The sequence below is a fragment of the Acidimicrobiales bacterium genome (genome assembly GCA_035630295.1).
GTDB lineage: Bacteria > Actinomycetota > Acidimicrobiia > Acidimicrobiales > Iamiaceae > Iamia.
Window position 1 is genome coordinate 205,553 of sequence record DASQKY010000042.1, and the last position, 15,099, is coordinate 220,651.

A 15,099-nucleotide genomic window follows, 5' to 3' on the forward strand; every position below is an offset into this window, starting at 1 on the left:
CGGACCAGGGCATCCTCGGCTCGTCGCGGGCCAGGGCTCACATCGGGCCCGGTTCCGACGATCAGTTCTTCGTGGCACGGGCGGCGACACAACCAGTGGACATCGACCTGGCGTGGCGACGGGCCCGGGCCGACCACGGCGCCCGCCGGGGCACCGAGGCCGCCATCCAACGGTGCCGGGGCTGGTGCCTGGCCGTCGGCGTGATCCAGTCGGCCCTCTACCCCGGGGACCGGGCCTGGCTGGGGTGGCTGGGCATCGCCCTGGTCGCCGCCACCTGGGCCGCCACCGGCGCCGTCCTGAGCCGGCCGCTCGCCCCCCGGGCCCTGCACCGGCTGGGTGTCGCCTCCATGGCCGCCGACGTCGCGGTCATGTCCCTCGTCCTGGCCAACCTCCTGCGCGATCCCACCGACCCGGTCCAGATGCTGCCGCTGGTCATCGCGGCCGAGGGGGCCATGCGGTGGGGGCGCCGGGGCGGCATCGCCGCCGGCCTGGGCGCCGGCCTGATGACCGCCACCTGGTCGGTGGTGGTCCACACGAGGGCCGACCTCCCCCTGGAGCCCGCCTTCGTCACCGTCCGCGTCCTGATCGTGACCGTGATCGGCGCCCTGCTGGGCTCCACGGTCAGCGCCGTCCGGCAGCACCAGCGCCTGGCCACGGTGGTCTGCGACGGCACCAGCGACCTGATCGCCTCCTTCGACCTGGACGGGCGGATCCGCTCGGTCAACCCAGCCTGCGAAGCGGTCCTGGGCTACACCCCCGAGCAGATGGTGGGCCAGGACCGGGCCGCCTTCATGGCCCCCGGCCCGCAGGACCGGCCCGCACCAGCCCCCGGGAGCCCGGAGGCCGCCGCCCCGCGCCGGGTCGAGCGCTGCTTCCTGCACCGCCGTGGCCACGAGGTGTGGCTGGAGCTGGAGGTCCAGCCTGACCTGGACGCCGGCCTGGTCTACGTCATCGGTCGGGACGTGAGCGACCGGCGCCGGACCGAGGACGAGCTCCGCCACCGGGCCGACCACGACGCCCTCACCGGGGCGGCCAACCGGTCGCGGCTGCTGGCCCGGCTGGAGCGCGAGCTGCGGGGGCCGCGGCGCCTGTTCCTGCTCTACGCCGACCTGGACGGGTTCAAGGCCGTCAACGACCGCCACGGCCACGCCACCGGAGACGCGGTGCTGGTCGAGGCGGTGGACCGCATCCGGGCCGTGGTCCGGCCGGCCGACCTGGTGGCCCGCCTGTCGGGTGACGAGCTGTGCGTGCTCCTGCCCGCCCCGGTGTCGGAGGGCGACGCGCACGACACCGCTCGCGACATCGCCGCCACCATCGCCCGTCCCTTCCTGGTGGGCGAGGACGAGATCCGGGTCACGGCGTCGGTGGGGGTGGCGGCCAGCCTCCCGTCCGACCAGCCGGGCGACGTCCTGGAGCGGGCCGACCAGGCCATGTACGAGCGCAAGCGGGCCCACCGGGCCCGGCGGGCCGCGCTGCCGGCCCGGGCCGGCGGAGTGCAGGCCCTCTCCTGTCGTGAGGTTCCGGCCACCCACCCATAGTGGTGAGATGGCCCCCATAAACCTCCTCTGCGTAGTGATAAGGTGGCGCCGGCGAGGATCCGGGGTGGATCTCGCGTCGTCGCACGGTCCGCGGGGGTCGTGCCCTCACCAGCACCCGGGGAGCACCTCCATGCCTCGAGCTCATGGCCGCCGCCGCTTCGTCCTGGGGGCCGTCCTGGCCCTCGTCACCCTCGGGGCCGCCGCCGTCCCGGCCTCGGCCCAGGACCCGGCCCCGCCATCGTGGCGGGCCGTCGGCCAGCCCACCGTGGGGGCCCGGTTCGCGGGCACCAAGGGCCCCTCGTCCTCGTCCCGATCGGCCACGCCCCGGGCCATCGGTGACGTCACCATCCAGTCGCTGGGCTGCTCCCCCTCGTCGGTGGCCCACGGCGCCCAGACCACCTGCTCCTTCCAGGCCCGGAACACCACCACCACGGCGACGACGGTCGACCTGAGCGCCACCGGCGACGCCGAGCTGGCCGTCACCGGGGCCACCCTGGGGGCCTCCACGTCCGGGGGGACGGCCACCGCCGAGGACGCCCCCCTGCCCCCGGCGAGCTCCTCGCCGATCCAGGTGAACGCCGGCGCCACCTTCGCCGGCTACTACCCGCTGCAGACGCCCGGCCTGGCCATCCCGCCGACGCCCATCCAGGACGACCAGATGTTCAACATCACCACCCAGCCCTTCCGCTGGAGCGGCGGCGTCTACGTCGGCCTCGGCGTCTCGGCCAACGGCTACATCGTCGTCGGCGGCGCCGACACGGCCAAGGACGCCACCGCCACCCCCCAGGACGTGCCCAACGCCGGCCGACCCGACAACGTGCTGGCCCCCTTCTGGACCGACCTGACCCCGGCCGGCGGCGGCGCCCTCCGCCTGGCCACCGTGGCCCCGACCGGAGAGGGCTTCTCTCCGTGCAACCGGCCGTACTTCATCGTGGTCCAGTGGGAGATGTTCGAGTACGGCACCGACACGATGCGCAAGGCGCAGCTCTGGATCCAGGCCGACGATCCCGAGTGCGCCACGGACACGGCTCCGGCCGAGACCATCTACTTCACCTACGACCACTCCACCATGACCACCCCGCCGGCGCGGCCCTTCCGGATCGCAGCCGAGAACAGCACCGGCACCGTGGGCGGCATGCGGCCCGTCGGCGAGCTGCCCTCCGGCAACTTCCGCGTCACCAGCAGCGGCGCCACCCAGCCCGGCTCCCCGGTCACCTGGGACGTGGTGGCCACCGGGACGGCCGGCGGGACGGGCACCATCGCCGCCACCGTGGCGTCGTCGCTGATCCCGGGCTCCTCCACCGTCTCCCAGGACGTCACGGTGACGGGCCAGCCCGCCCCCACCGTCACCGACGACCCCGACGACGAGACCGTCACCGCCGGCCAGCAGGCCGTGTTCACCGCCGCCGCCACCGGCGCCGGGAGCGTGGCCTGGCAGGTCTCCACCGACGACGGGGCCACGTGGGACCCCGTGCCCGGGGCCAGCGCCACCACCCTCGCCGTCACCGCCAGCGGCGACCACGACGGCCACCAGTACCGGGCCGTCTTCTCCAACCCCACCGGCACGGCCACGGCGACCACCGACCCCGCCACCCTCACCGTGGAGCGCATCGGCACCACCACCACGGTGGTGCCCAGCCCGTCCGCCCCGTCGGTGGGCCAGGCCGTGACCTTCACCGCCGAGGTGTTCCCGGCCGGGGCCACCGGCACGGTGCAGTTCTCGGTCGACGGCACCCCCCTGGGGGGGCCGGTGGCCGTGTCCGGCGGCAGCGCCACCAGCCCCCCCACCTCCTCCCTGGCCCCCGGCGACCACACCGTCACCGCCGTGTACTCCGGTGACGGGGACCACGCCGGCTCCACCGGCACCGGGGGCGTGTCGGTGGGCAAGACCCTGACCACCACCACGGTGGCCCTGGCTCCCACCGCCCCCCTGGTCGGCGAGGGCGTCACCTTCACCGCCACGGTGGCCCCGCCCGGGGCCACCGGCACCGTGCAGTTCACGCTCGACGGCGTGGCCCTGGGTGGCCCCGTGGCCGTCGCCGGGGGCACGGCCACCAGCCCGGTGGCCTCGGGCCTGGAGCGCGGCGCCCACGTGGTGGTGGCCGCCTACTCCGGCGACGCCACCCGGGCCATGTCCACCTCCGGCCCCGTCGCCTTCACCGTGGCCCGCCGCACCACCACCACCGGGGTGGTCGTGGCCCCGGCCGCCCCCCAGCGGGGTGACGAGGTGACCTTCACGGCCACGGTCACCCCCGGACCCACCGGGGGCGCGGTCCAGTTCTCGGTGGACGGGAACCCGGTCGGCGCGCCGGTGGGCGTGGTCGGGGGCACGGCCACCAGCGCCCCCGTCTCCGACCTGCCCGCCGGTGACCACACCGTGTCGGCCAGCTACTCGGGCGGCGACGCCCACTGCCCTCCACCTCGTCCCCGGTGACCTTCACCGTCAGCCGGAACCCCTCCACCACCACGGTGGGCGAGGTGCGCCCGGCCATCGCCGCGGTGGGCGAGGACGTGGAGGTCGACCTGGAGGTCACCCCCGTCCCGGCCGGCGGCACCGTACAGGTGGCGGTGGACGGCACCCCGGTGGGCGCCCCCCTCGCCCTCGACGGGTCGGGCCGGGCCACCGCCACCCTCACCGGCCTGGCCGTCGGGGACCACACCGTGACCGCCGACTACAGCGGTGACGGCGACCTGTTCCCGTCCTCGACCAGCACCTCCCTCACCGTCCACACCGTGAACGAGGCGTTCGTGCGCCGGGCCTTCGAGGTCGTCCTGGGTCGCCCGGCCGACCCCGGTGGGGTGGCGTACTGGCTCTCCGTCCTCGACGGGGGCGCCACCACCCACCAGGTCGTGGCCCGCATGGCCCGCACCCCCGAGGGCCGGGCTTTGGTGGTGGCCCGGCGCTACGTGGACGTGATGGGGCGCGCCGCCGACGCCGACGGCCGGGCCTACTGGGCCGGGCGCCTGGCCGGGGACATGACCGTCGAGGAGCTGACCGCCACCCTGCTGGCGTCGGCCGAGGCCTACCAGCGGTCGGGGGGCGACCCCGAGGGCCTGGCCCTCACCCTGTTCCGCGTCCACCTGGGCCGGGCCGCCTCCACCGCCGACCTGGCCTACTGGCGGTCCCGCATCGCCGCCGCCGACACCCCGGCCGGGCGGTACCGGATCGCCCTCCGGTTCGGGCGCACGCCCGAGGCCACCCGGGTGGCGGTGCGCACCGCGCTGGTGGCCGCCTGCGGGAGCCCGTCGGCCACCGACGACCAGATCCAGACCCTGACCGACCGTTGGGCGACGTGGGGCCGCGACCCCGTGTGGCTGGCGGGCGGCGCCCTCGCCCTGGTGTGCCCACCCGGCGCCTGACCGCTGGCGTTCCTGCCGCCGCCGGCCCGAAAGGCTCCCGACGGTCGTTCGCGCCCCTCCCCCCGGGGTGCGGACGACCGTCGCCGTCGGCCCGGGTCTCCGGTCAGCCCCGCCGCGGTCGGCGGGCCGGGGTGGGGCGCCGGCCCTCGCCGGCCCGCCAGGCCCGGGCCTCCGCCCTCTCCTCGGCCTCGGCGGCCTCGTCCTGGAGGGCGTGCCAGGCGTCGAGGCGGGCCCGGGCCAGGTGCCCGGCCACCACCGCCGCCTCCACCGCGCAGCCCGGCTCGCCGGTGTGGGCGCAGTCGGAGAACCGGCACGCCCCGGCCAGGCCCTCCACGTCCTCGAAGGCGCCGGCGATGGCGTCGACGTCGCCCCACAGGCCGACGGCCCGGATGCCGGGCGTGTCGATGAGGACGCCCCCGGAGGGCAGCACGTGCAGCTGGCGGGAGGTGGTGGTGTGGCGGCCCTTGGCGTCGCCGGCCCGGACGGCCCCCACCGCGGCCACGTCCACCCCGGCCAGGGCGTTGGCCAGGCTGGACTTGCCGGCCCCCGACTCGCCGATGAGCACCACCGTCCGGTCCCGGCAGGCCTCCTGCAGGGCGGCGATGCCTCGCCCCGTGGCCGACGCCGTGACCACCACCTCGACCCCCGGGTTGCCGGCCTCCACCTCGTCGCGGGCCCCGTCCGGGTCGGCGGCCAGGTCGGCCTTGGTCAGGGCCACCAGCGGGTCGGCCCCGGCGTCGCGGGCCAGGGCGGTGGCCCGCTGGAGGCGGCCCGGCTTCACCGGCCGATCCAGCCCGCACACGATGACCACGATGTCGACGTTGGCGGCGATGGGCTGCTCGGCGTCGCGCATGGGGTCGCGGCGGCGCAGCAGGGACGTGCGCTCCAGGGTGGCGCACACCGCGTCGTCGGCCAGGACCCAGTCGCCCACCACCGGCCGCGGCTCCACCGCGGCCAGGACGGGCAGCGGCGCGACCCCTTCGGCGGTGGCCACCGTCACGGTCAGCCCGTCGTGGCGCACCACCCGCCCCGGCCGGACCCCCTCCCGGTCGCCGGTGGCCGCCGCGGCCCGCGTCGCCCACCGCTCCGACCACCCGAAGCCGACCAAGGGGCCGGCCGGGTCGGAGGTCGGCGGGAGCGGCATCGCCCCCGAGGCTGCCACACCGCGCCGGGGCCCATGGGGGAGCGCCCCGAGGCGCGCCCGCCTCTCGTCGGTACCCTCGCCCCCGACAGCGGCCCCCGCCGCCCGACCCTGGAGGACCCCGTGGCCGAGAGCGACCCCTTCGCCGACCTGGCGGCCGGCGGGCCCCCCGTGAGCGGCTTCGGTGAGACCCTGGGCCTGGCCTACGAGGAGGTCGGGCCGGACGAGGTCGTGCTCCGCCTGCCGGTGGCGCCCCACCTCCACCAGCCCTACGGCATCGTGCACGGCGGCGTGTGGTGCTCCCTGGTGGAGACGGCGGCCAGCATCGGCGCCGCGCTGTGGCTCGGCGACCGGGGCCAGGTGGTGGGCGTCTCCAACCACACCGACTTCCTACGGGCCATCCGCGACGGGGAGGTCACGGCCCGGGCCACGCCCGTCCACCGGGGCCGCACCCAGCAGCTGTGGCTGGTCGAGGTCCGCGACGAGGCCGACAAGCTGGTGGCCCGGGGCCAGGTCCGCCTGCAGAACATGGCCGAGGCGGTCCGGTGAACCGCATGCGGGTGGTCGCCGGTTGCGAGGCCGGCGGCCGGGCAGGGAGACTCCGACCCGTCCCGCCGCCCGACCCCCCCGAGGAGCGCCCGTGACCAGCGAGGGCTACCACGAGCCGCTCGACAAGCTCAGCGCCCGGACGCTCGACCACCACCGCGCCATCGTGTCGCTGATGGAGGAGCTGGAGGCGGTCGACTGGTACGACCAGCGCGTCGACGCCACCGACGACGAGGAGCTGGCCGCTCTCCTGGCCCACAACCGGGACGAGGAGAAGGAGCACGCGGTCATGACGCTGGAGTGGTTGCGACGGCGCGACCCCTGCCTCGACCAGAACCTGCGCACCTACCTGTTCACCGACGGCTCCGTCCTGGCCGTCGAGGAGGAGGCCACCGGCGAGGGCGGCGCCGTGCCCGCCGACGACCACCCGGCCCCGCCCGCCGCCCCGTCCGATGGCAGCCTCGGCATCGGCAGCCTCCGTGCCCACGACGCCTCGTTCTGACCGCACCGCCCCCCTGGAGACCTCCCCGTGAACCACCTCTTCCGTGACCTCGCCCCCATCTCCGACGCGGCGTGGGCCGAGATCGACTCCGACGCCAAGCGCACGCTCGAGCACTTCCTCGCCGCCCGAAAGCTGGTGGACTTCGTCGGCCCCTGCGGGTGGGAGCACTCGGCCGTCAGCCTGGGGCGGGCCGACGACCTCGGGGCCTCGCTCCACGACGGGGTCACCGCGGCCCAGCGGCGGGTGCTGCCCATGGTGGAGCTGCGCCGCCGCTTCACCCTGGCCCGGCCCGAGCTGGAGGCCGTCGACCGGGGGGCCAGTGACGCCGACCTGGCCCCGCTGGACGACGCCGGCCGGGACCTGGCCCTGGCCGAGGACGCCCTGGTGTTCAACGGCTACCCGGCCGCGGGCATCACCGGCATCGGCCCCGCCTCGCCCCACCAGCCGGTGGAGCTGACCGAGGAGTTCGACCGCTACCCGAACCACGTGGCCAAGGCGGTGGCCACCCTGAAGGCGGCCGGCGTGAGCGGGCCGTACGCCATGGCCCTGGGACCCCGCTGCTACCGCGGCGTCATCGAGACCACGGAGCGGGGCGGCTACCCGATCCTCCAGCACCTCCACCTCATCCTGGGCGGCCCGGTGGTCTGGGCCCCCGCCGTCGACGGCGCCATCGTGCTCAGCCAGCGGGGCGGCGACTTCCAGCTCACCGTGGGCCAGGACACCTCCATCGCCTTCGTGAGCCACGACGCCGAGGCCGTGACCCTGGAGCTCCAGGAGAGCGTGGCCTTCCAGGCCCCCTCCCCCGAGGCCGCCATCGCCCTCCGCTACACCGACTGAGGCCCGTCGACCCGGGGCCGGGCCAGCCGGCGCCGGGCCTCCACCGCGATGGCGGGCGGGGGGAGCAGCGCGCCCAGGCTGCGGACCAGGCCCCGGCACAGGGCCACGTCGGCCGGGTTGGGCCGGCCCAGGCCCATGAGCCGGCGGGCGAAGGGGGGCAGGCAGGCCAGGGCCCCGGTGTGCAGGGCCCGCCACAGGGGCCGGGCCGCCGCCGGCAGGAACGGGGGCGAGGCCAGGTAGCGCAACCCCTCGCTGGCCTGCTCGCCGATGGCCAGGTTGGGGCGGTGGCGATCGAGGGCGGCCATGGCCTCGTCCCACGTGGTGGGCGGGTCGAGGACGCCCACCGCCGCGCCCACCCTCGTGTTCTCGGCGATGTAGCGGTCGAGGCCCGCGTCGTCGAGGGGGTGGCTCCCGAAGCGCTGGTGGGCCGCGGCGGTGGCCACGAACTGGGTGACGTGGACGAAGTCGAGCAGCTCGGGCTCGTTGGCGGCGTAGGGCCGCCCGTCGGGGGCGGTGCCCACCACCCGGTCGTGGATGCGGGGCAGCATGGTCGTGAAGCGCTCGGCCTGCCGGGTGGTGCCGAAGCTCACGTTCAGGACGTACTCGCCGGTGCGGCGGGTCCGGCCCATGAAGTCGTCGTCGAAGGCGCTGTGCTCGACCACGCCGGCCAGGGCCCGGGGGTGGAGGGCCTGGAGGGCGAAGGCGGCGAACCCGCTCACCAGCATGGAGTGGTCGCCGTGGACCGCCCAGGTGGCGCTGCCGGGGCCGAACCAGCCGGGGTCGCCCCAGCCCTCGATGTCGGCGTCGCTCTTCTCGGCCGGCCGCTCGCCGCCCAGGGCCCGGCCGAAGGCGACCTGGAGGGGGCCGGCCAGGAGGGGGGCGGCCAGGCGCCCACTCATGCCGGCCGACAGCCCCACGGCCAGCTCGGCGGGGGTGGGGAGGGGAGGTCGCCACCCCACCGAGGGCAGGGCGAGGACGCCGGTGGACGCTCTCCCGGAGGGGGCGGTGGTGGTCATCGGGCCTCCGAAGGTCGGTACCGGTCACTCACCGACGAGCAGCAGAGCAACACGATCCGCATCTTGTACCGCGCGGGTGGCCATCGGGCAACGAACGCGGTCAGCCGATGCCCGGCAAGACCCGTTGCCCGGCTTCGGCGTAAGGGTCATCTGTCGGGCGCGGGGGGCGCTGGGCCCGGATGTCGAGCCAGGCCTGGCGGAGCTCCGGCGTCGGGCCGTAGAGCCGCCCGCGCTTCTCGCCCTGGGGGTCCAGGAGGCCGGCGGCCACCAGGGCTCGGAGGTCGCGGGTGGCGGTCGCCTCGGTGATCGGTTCCCCGCTGCCCGCCACGGTGAGCGAGAGGTAGAGGGACCGGCGGAGCCGGCGACCCCGGGCCGCGTCGCACAGGGCGTCGACCGTCCGGGGCGGGAGCCGGTGTCGACGGGTGAGCTGCTCGCAGGCATCCCACAGGGCCTCGGTCTCCCGCACGCGACGGAGGACGGTCTGGGCTTGCCGGTAGTGGGCGGCCAGGCAGAAGCGGACCCACGGGCGGGCGCTCCGCTCGGGGGACCACGACCCCTGGGCCACCTCGGTGAGCACCCCGTAGTACGCCGGGGTGTTGTGGCCCAGGTGTTCCTCGATGCTGGAGAACTCGGGTGTGACCACGCCGTCCGAGGCCAGGACCAGGGTCTGGACGCACCGAGCCATCCGCCCGTTGCCGTCCGAGAACGGGTGCACCAGGGCCAGGTTCAGGTGGGCCATGGCCGCCCGGACCAGCACGGGGCCGGTGTCAGCGGCAACCTGGTCCAGGGTCTCGGTCACCAGCCCGTCGATGAGGTCCCGATCCGGGGCCTGGTACACCACCTCACCGTCCCCGTCCTCGACCCACACCGCCCCGGGCCGCCACTGGCCCGGGTTCCGGGGCAGGTCGTGCTTCAGCATCATGAAGTGCAGGGCGCGCAGCAGGCTGGTGTCGATGGCGGGAGGGTCGGAGGCCAGGCGGAGGACGTAGGTCATGGCGTCCCGGTAGCCGGCGATGGCGGCCCGGGTCTCGGAGCTGGCGTCCAGGGGCTCCTCGTCGTCCAGGACGGCGGCCACATCCTCGACGCTGGCGTGGTAGCCCTCGATCGAGTTCGACCCCTGCACGGCGCGAGCGACGGTGGCCCGGCGGAGCGTTCCGATCCATCGGCGCGGGGCCACCACGTAGTAGCGCAGCGCATGGCGGAGCTCGTCGATCTTCTCGATGACAGCTTCGTCGGCGCCCTCCAGGGGCGGGGACCGGTAGATCATCCTGGTTCAGGGTACAGATATCAACTATGTATGTCGATAATCAAGCGACATACCCCGTTGTTGATGGGTGGTGTAAGCGACAGGGTCGAACATCTCGTCGGCGCTGGGGCTAGCCGGCCCCCGCCTCCGACGAGGTCACCGCCGGGCCAGGGCCAGGGGGAGGACGGCACCGGCGCCGGCCCGGCGCAGGAGGGCGGCCACCACGGTCATGGTCCAGCCCGAGTCCCACAGGTCGTCGAGGACCAGCACCGGCCCGGCCAGGACCTCGGCGCCGGGCAGCTCCGAGGCCTCGATCGAGAAGGCCCCCCACACGTTGCCCAGCTTGTGGGCCGAGTTCTGCTGGTCGGCCTGGGGGGCGGCGGGCCGGCGGCGGACCACGGCGTTGGCCACCGGCAGCGAGCCCAGGGCCCCGAGGCGCTCGGCGGTGGCGGCCAGCAGGGCCTCGTGGCGGGTGGAGGGCACCCAGGTGACCCAGGTGGGGCGGTCGGCCCACGGCCAGCGCTTCAGGGTGGCGGCCAGGCCCTCGACCAGCTCGTCGTCGGGGGCGCCGGCAGCCCGGGCCCGGGCCACCACCGGCCACCAGCCGGCGTCGTCGACCCGGGACAGGGCCCGGCCCTCCTCGGCCCGCTCGCCGGCCTTCACGTTGCCCTTGGGATCGGCCAAACCCCGGGCCCACTGCTTGCGGGGCTCCAGGGGCACGTCGATGCCCCGCAGGTGCTCCACGGCCCGGCGCAGCACCGCAGGGTCGAGGGCCACCGGGTCGCCGGCGCCGGTGCACACCGTGCACCGGCCACAGCCGGTGTCCTCCACCGACGGGTCGTCCAGGCTCCGGCGCAGGAAGGCCATGAGGCAGTCCCGGCCCTCGGCGTAGGCCACCATGGCGTCGGCCTCGGCGGACCGGGCCGCCCGCACCCGCTCGACCCGCTCGGTGTCGTAGGTCCACGGGCGGTCCGTGAGCACCCAGCCCCGGCCGTCGCGGGCCACCGCCCCGTCCACGTCGAGGATCTTCAACAGGGTCTCCAGTCGGCCCCGGCGCAGGTCCACGGCCCGCTCCAGGTCGACCACGCCCACCGGCACGCCGCCGGCCTCGGCCACGGCGTCCAGCACCCGGCGGGCCAGCGGCTCGGGGGGCAGGCCCACCGACGCGAACCACGACCAGATGGCCCGGTCCTCCTCCCCGGGGAGGAGCCAGGCCTCGGCCCGGGGCACGGAGCGGCCGGCCCGCCCGACCTGCTGGTAGTAGGCGATCGGTGACGGTGGGGCACCCAGGTGGTGCACGAAGGTGACATCGGGCTTGTCCACCCCCATGCCCAGGGCCGAGGTGGCCACCAACGCCTTGACCCGGTTGGCCTTGAAGGCGGCCTCCAGGCGGAGCCGGTCGTCGGGGTCGGTGGCCGAGGAGTAGGCCACGGCGTCGATGCCCTCGGCCCGGAGGAAGGCGGTCACCTGGTCGGTCTGGGCCACGGTGAGGCAGTAGACGATGCCGGTGCCCGGGACGGCCGGGATGCGCTGGGCCAGCCAGGCCAGCCGGTGGGCCAGGGTGGGGAGCTGGGCCACGCCCAGGTGCAGCGACTCGCGCTCCAGTGTGCCCCGCATGACGGTGACGTCGGCTCCGAGCTGCTCGGCCACGTCGGCGCACACCCGCTCGTTGGCCGTGGCCGTGGTGGCCAGCACCGGCGTGCCCGGGGCCAGGCCGGCGATGGCGTCGCGGATGCGGCGGTAGTCGGGGCGGAAGTCGTGGCCCCAGTCGCTGATGCAGTGGGCCTCGTCGACCACCAGCATCCCCAGCCCGGCGGCCAGGCGGGGCAGGACCCGGTGCACGAAGCCGGGGTTGTTGAGCCGCTCGGGGCTGATGCAGAGCAGGTCGACCTCACCGGCGGCCACCGCGGCCTCGATGGCGTCCCAGTCGTCGATGTTGGTGGAGTTGATGGTGGCCGAGCGCACGCCCAGCCGCTCGGCTGCCGCCACCTGGTCGCGCATCAGGGCCAGCAGGGGCGACACCACCAGCGTGGGCCCGTGGCCGGCCTCGCGGCGCAGCTTGGTGGCGATGAAGTAGATGGCCGACTTGCCGAACCCGGTGCGCTGCACCACCAGGGCCCGCCCGTCCCGGCCGGCGGTGACCTCGATGGCGGCCAGCTGCTCGGGGCGGAGGCGGGCGTCGGGGCCGGCCAGGGCGGCCAGGAGCTCCTGGGCCCGGTCGGCCAGGGGGACGGCGGGGGCAGGGGGCATCGCCCCATCATGGCCACCCCGTGGGACACCCGGTCCGGTTGGCCCCGGTCCGACGGCGGGGCCGGGCTCCGCCCGCGGTCGCGGCGCCGGCGCCGGCCCGGGGGCCGGTCCCCCCAGCGCGGCGGCCCGGGGCGCGCCACACTGTCGGCGCCGGGTGACCGCCACCTGGCGGGGTGGAGCGGGGCCGCGACCCGGTGCTTCCGCCCGTGGGCGAGCGAGGGAGGCCGCCGTGGCCGACGACACCAGCACCGACACCGGCCTCGACGGCGGCGACCCGCCCGCCGCCCCCGTGGCCGACACGTCCGCCGATGACGGCGACGTGTTCGTCGACGCCCTGCGCAAGCTGGACCACGCCGCCGCCTTCGGCGGCGTGGACGCCGAGGTGGTCGAGCGCCTCCGCCACCCCAAGGCCATCCTCCAGGTGGCGGTCCCGGTCCGCCTCGACGACGGCTCCCTGCGGACCTTCGAGGCCTACCGGGTCCGCCACGACGACACCCGGGGGCCGGGCAAGGGCGGCATCCGCTACCACCCCGACGTGAGCCTCAGCGAGGTCAAGGCCCTGGCCCTGTGGATGACCCTGAAGTGCGCGGTGGTGGGCATCCCCTTCGGCGGGGCCAAGGGGGGCGTCATCGTCAACCCCAAGGAGCTGTCCCGGATGGAGCTGGAGCGCCTCAGCCGGGGCGTGGTCTCGGCCTTCGGCGACTTCATCGGCCCCGACACCGACATCCCGGCGCCCGACGTCTACACCAACGAGATGGTGATGGGCTGGATGATGGACGAGTACTCCAAGGCCCGGGGCCGCCGCACGCCGGCCGTCATCACCGGCAAGCCCCTGGCCCTGGGAGGCAGCCTGGGCCGGGACCAGGCCACCGGGCGCGGCGCCTACTACGCCATCAAGCAGATCGAGGCCCGGCGGGGCTGGCAGCCGGGGGAGGTCCGGGTGGCGGTGCAGGGCTTCGGCAACGCCGGCCAGCACGTGGCCCGCCTCCTCCACGCCGATGGCTACCGCGTCGTGGCCGTGAGCGACTCCAAGGGCGGCATCCACTCCGACGACGGCTTCGACGTGCCCAGCCTGATGCAGCAGAAGAACGAGAGCCGCGAGCTGCGGGCCGTCTACTGCGACGGGGCGGTGTGCGAGATGGTCGACGCCACCGAGATCAGCAACGACCAGCTCCTGGAGCTCGACGTCGACGTGCTCATCCCCGCCGCCCTGGAGGGCGTCATCACCGCCGAGAACGCCCACGACATCCGGGCCGGGCTGGTGGTCGAGGTGGCCAACGGGCCCACCACCAGCCGGGCCGACACCATCCTGGCCGAGCGGGGCATCGACGTCCTGCCCGACATCCTGGCCAACGCCGGCGGGGTGGCCGTCAGCTACTTCGAGTGGGTCCAGAACCGCTCCGGTCTGTCCTGGAGCCTGGACCAGGTCAACGACGGGCTGCACGAGATCATGGTCCGGGAGACCGACCACATCCTCGACCGGGCCGAGGAGCGGGGCTGCGACCTGCGCACCGCGGCCTACGTCCACGCCCTCCAGCGCATCGCCGCCGCCGTCGAGGCCACCGGCACCCACGCCTACTTCAACGACGGCCGGGCCTGACCTCCTTGGATTGATGACGGGCACATGTGTCTCGCCGAAGGCCTTCGGGCCTGAGAGGTAACTGGAAGAGGTTGCGAGTGAGTCGGCCCCCGTCCGGCTGTCTGAGGTCCTCCGTACTTCCGATCTACCCCTCACCGTGGTGCGCCTCTAGGCCGATCAGGAAATGGTTGACGTGGGGCAATTGTCTGTGTTTAGCTTCGCCCATCTAGAGGTGGACTAGAGCATCAACCGACGGGGAGGACGGACTATAGATGTCGCATTCATGTGCGCGCCTGACAGTAATGCAGACCGGCATCAGAGAAGATGTTGCGGATAAGCATTTGTGGCGGCGCCGCACGATGCCAGTCTTGGCCGTAGCGGCACTGATGGCGTTTCCCGCGTTGTTCGGTGGATGCAATCTCGGAGGCGGTGAATATTCACCTAATCCTGTGAGCTGAGCGCCCATCACCCTCACCCTTCGGGTCATGTCGTACCAAAGTGCACCAGAATCAACGCCACCTCGGACATCTCATGTGGGACCGGCATCCCTGTGACGAAGCTCGCAATCAAGAACCAATTGTGGCGACACCGGTGGTGGGGCTGGCAGAAGATCGGCTCTCCTGGCAGTAATTCCAACTTTGGCCGTGCCTTCATTGAATCACATGCGAGTGACGAGTGTGATGGCACTTTCAACTACCGCCAGACTGCGCAAGGCTCAAGCATAGAGGGCGGCCGAACGTACCAAGCTCAGAGTGTCACTAGCATTGCTAGGAGAATAGAGGAGGAGAACGATGGCCGTTGCGCCTTTGCCGAGTAGCGTAAGGAGGTACCTCCGTTGGTGGGTGACGCTCGGTGGGGTTGTGACTGCCTTGCTGATCTTTACGACGAGCAGAGCGTGGGCTCTATCTTCAGGGGATCAAGCGTCCCTGAGTCCGTGGGCGACGGGCACCACGTTGTGGCCAGAGGTGCCCGAAAGTGTGCCGAGCGCACATTTCGCACTTGGTGTCCCAGCTAAGGCCGGCCTGACCGGTGGGCCTACTTCCTTCCCTGCATCTGACGATCTCATGGCGCTGCCATCGCTACA

The 15,099-nt window shown here is 74.4% G+C and carries 11 protein-coding genes; 7 read left to right on the top strand and 4 right to left on the bottom strand.

The genetic code is table 11. The features are described from left to right. The first annotated feature begins 95 nt into the window (after positions 1-95). The 3 genes from VEW93_11260 (at position 96) to VEW93_11270 (ending at position 4,898) form a co-directional block, all read left to right on the top strand. On the top strand, positions 96-1,538 hold the full coding sequence (locus VEW93_11260) for a sensor domain-containing diguanylate cyclase (protein HYI62367.1): 1,443 nt from the start codon (positions 96-98) through the stop codon (positions 1,536-1,538). A gap of 130 nt (positions 1,539-1,668) precedes the next feature. Beyond that, positions 1,669-3,972, top strand: coding sequence for an Ig-like domain-containing protein (locus VEW93_11265; GenBank protein ID HYI62368.1), 2,304 nt, complete (start codon positions 1,669-1,671; stop codon positions 3,970-3,972). Continuing rightward, positions 3,969-4,898 (top strand): DUF4214 domain-containing protein, encoded by a 930-nt coding sequence (locus tag VEW93_11270; protein HYI62369.1) that lies wholly within the window; start codon positions 3,969-3,971, stop codon positions 4,896-4,898. Before VEW93_11265 ends, VEW93_11270 begins: the two co-directional genes overlap by 4 nt. Positions 4,899-5,001: 103 nt before the next feature. Here the strand turns inward: VEW93_11270 and rsgA are convergent, their stop codons facing one another. Continuing rightward, the gene (gene rsgA, locus VEW93_11275) at positions 5,002-6,042 is read right to left on the bottom strand and encodes a ribosome small subunit-dependent GTPase A (protein HYI62370.1); all 1,041 of its coding nucleotides are present in this window, start codon (positions 6,040-6,042) and stop codon (positions 5,002-5,004) included. Positions 6,043-6,162: 120 nt separating this feature from the next. Here rsgA and VEW93_11280 point away from each other — a divergent pair, with 120 nt between their 5' ends. The 3 genes from VEW93_11280 to VEW93_11290 all read left to right on the top strand — a co-directional run bounded on the left by VEW93_11280 (position 6,163) and on the right by VEW93_11290 (position 7,924). Then, positions 6,163-6,588 carry a PaaI family thioesterase gene (locus VEW93_11280; protein HYI62371.1) on the top strand — a complete coding sequence of 142 codons (426 nt, stop codon included), beginning with the start codon at positions 6,163-6,165 and terminating at the stop codon, positions 6,586-6,588. Between the two features lie 91 nt (positions 6,589-6,679). Then, a complete protein-coding gene (locus VEW93_11285) occupies positions 6,680-7,087 on the top strand; it encodes a ferritin-like domain-containing protein (protein ID HYI62372.1) in 408 nt (135 codons plus the stop codon). 27 nt (positions 7,088-7,114) lie between these two features. Then, positions 7,115-7,924: a family 1 encapsulin nanocompartment shell protein gene (locus VEW93_11290; protein HYI62373.1), complete on the top strand. Its 810-nt coding sequence runs from the start codon at positions 7,115-7,117 to the stop codon at positions 7,922-7,924. On the opposite strand, the gene VEW93_11295 is transcribed toward VEW93_11290, so the two are convergent. From VEW93_11295 to VEW93_11305, 3 genes are all read right to left on the bottom strand, one after another. Beyond that, on the bottom strand, positions 7,912-8,940 hold the full coding sequence (locus tag VEW93_11295; protein ID HYI62374.1) for an oxygenase MpaB family protein: 1,029 nt from the start codon (positions 8,938-8,940) through the stop codon (positions 7,912-7,914). The two genes, VEW93_11290 and VEW93_11295, sit on opposite strands and share 13 nt — an antisense overlap. Positions 8,941-9,040: 100 nt before the next feature. Next, positions 9,041-10,207: a Fic family protein gene (locus VEW93_11300; protein HYI62375.1), complete on the bottom strand. Its 1,167-nt coding sequence runs from the start codon at positions 10,205-10,207 to the stop codon at positions 9,041-9,043. 135 nt (positions 10,208-10,342) lie between these two features. Further along, a complete protein-coding gene (locus tag VEW93_11305) occupies positions 10,343-12,436 on the bottom strand; it encodes a RecQ family ATP-dependent DNA helicase (protein HYI62376.1) in 2,094 nt (697 codons plus the stop codon). Positions 12,437-12,665: 229 nt separating this feature from the next. On the opposite strand from VEW93_11305, the gene VEW93_11310 reads away from it, so the two are divergent. After that, positions 12,666-14,036, top strand: coding sequence for a Glu/Leu/Phe/Val dehydrogenase (locus VEW93_11310; protein HYI62377.1), 1,371 nt, complete (start codon positions 12,666-12,668; stop codon positions 14,034-14,036). Positions 14,037-15,099 lie beyond the last annotated feature (1,063 nt).

What these genes read in the sequence shown, in the direction of transcription:
- VEW93_11265 (HYI62368.1), top strand. Translation starts at nt 1,669, where the DNA reads ATGCCTCGAGCTCATGGCCGCCGCCGCTTCGTCCTGGGGGCCGTCCTG.
- rsgA (HYI62370.1), bottom strand. Translation starts at nt 6,042, where the DNA reads ATGCCGCTCCCGCCGACCTCCGACCCGGCCGGCCCCTTGGTCGGCTTC.
- VEW93_11295 (HYI62374.1), bottom strand. Translation starts at nt 8,940, where the DNA reads ATGACCACCACCGCCCCCTCCGGGAGAGCGTCCACCGGCGTCCTCGCC.
- VEW93_11300 (HYI62375.1), bottom strand. Translation starts at nt 10,207, where the DNA reads ATGATCTACCGGTCCCCGCCCCTGGAGGGCGCCGACGAAGCTGTCATC.
- VEW93_11305 (HYI62376.1), bottom strand. Translation starts at nt 12,436, where the DNA reads ATGCCCCCTGCCCCCGCCGTCCCCCTGGCCGACCGGGCCCAGGAGCTC.